This is a genomic window from Halorubrum sp. AJ67 (genome assembly GCF_000513435.1).
In genome coordinates this window covers 46,282-47,343 of the sequence record NZ_CBVY010000019.1, presented here as the reverse complement: position 1 = coordinate 47,343, position 1,062 = coordinate 46,282, and the positions used below count along the sequence as shown (strand labels likewise).

The window sequence follows — 1,062 nt, the reverse complement described above, 5'->3', positions numbered from 1 at the left end:
CTCGCCGATCTCGCCGAGGAACTCGGCGGCGCGGCGGCGGACGGCGGCGCTGTCGCTGCCGAGCGCGTCCCGGATCTGCTCCGCGTTCCCGTCCCGGGCGTGCTGGTACAGCGACATCAGCGCCTCCCGAACACCCGCCGTCGCTTGTCGATCGGCTCGTAGCGGTCGCTCCGGTCCGGGGGGACGCTCTCGGTCATTCCCAACACGAGGACGCCGTCCTCTGCGAGCGACGCCTCGAGCGTGTCGAACAGGGCGGCCTTGTGGTCGATGTCGATGTAGATCAGCAGGTTGCGGCAGAGCACCACGTCGAAGGGGTCGCGGGCCCCGTCGCGGATCAGGTCGTGCGTCTCGAACTCGACGAGGCGCTTGACCGCCGAGCGCACGCGGAACGCGTCCTCGTCGCGCTCGACGTAGCGGTCCGGGTCCGAGAGCGGCTCCAGCTCCTCGGCGATGTCGGTCGTCCGCGTCGTGTGGTAGACGCCCTCTCGGGCGTTGTCGAGCGCCTCCTCGCTGATGTCGGAGCCGAGCACCTCCACGCGCGACTCGTCTATCTCGTCGTCGTCGCAGGCTAACATTGCGACTGAGTACGGCTCGCGGCCGTCAGCCGACGGCGCGGACCACACCCTGACGCGCCGCTGGTTCGCGGTCCGCTCGCGCAACACCTCGCGGAGGACGTCCCACATCTCCGGGTTGCGGAAGAACTCCGTCACGTTGATCGTGAGCGCGTCCATCAGCGCCTCGCGCTCGTCGGCGTCCTCGCGGAGGATGCGCTCGTACTCGGCGTGCGACTCCGTGTCGCGCCGCCGCATCCGCGCCGTGATCCGGCGGTCGAGGTACGACTCGTTGTAGTACCCCGGCTCGAACGGAACCGTGTCGTCGATCTGCCGGAGAACGCCCTCGAACGCGGTCTCCCCCGCCGGGCCGTCCGTCGCGTCGCTCATAGGCTCACCACGTCGAGCACGGCCACGACGTCCCCGTCCCCGAGGACGGCCGTGCCGCTGAGGCCGGGCGTCCCCGAGAGCGGACCGTCGAGCGGTTTGACGACCACTTCCTCCTGGTCTA

At 70.1% G+C, this 1,062-nt stretch carries 1 protein-coding gene; it reads right to left on the bottom strand.

The window, feature by feature from the left end; translation table 11 throughout:
- Positions 1-116: 116 nt before the first annotated feature.
- Complete coding sequence (locus BN903_RS13045; protein ID WP_048078145.1) at positions 117-941, bottom strand: protein-glutamate O-methyltransferase CheR; 825 nt, start codon at positions 939-941, stop codon at positions 117-119.
- Positions 942-1,062 lie beyond the last annotated feature (121 nt).

What these genes read in the sequence shown, in the direction of transcription:
- BN903_RS13045 (WP_048078145.1), bottom strand. Translation starts at nt 941, where the DNA reads ATGAGCGACGCGACGGACGGCCCGGCGGGGGAGACCGCGTTCGAGGGC.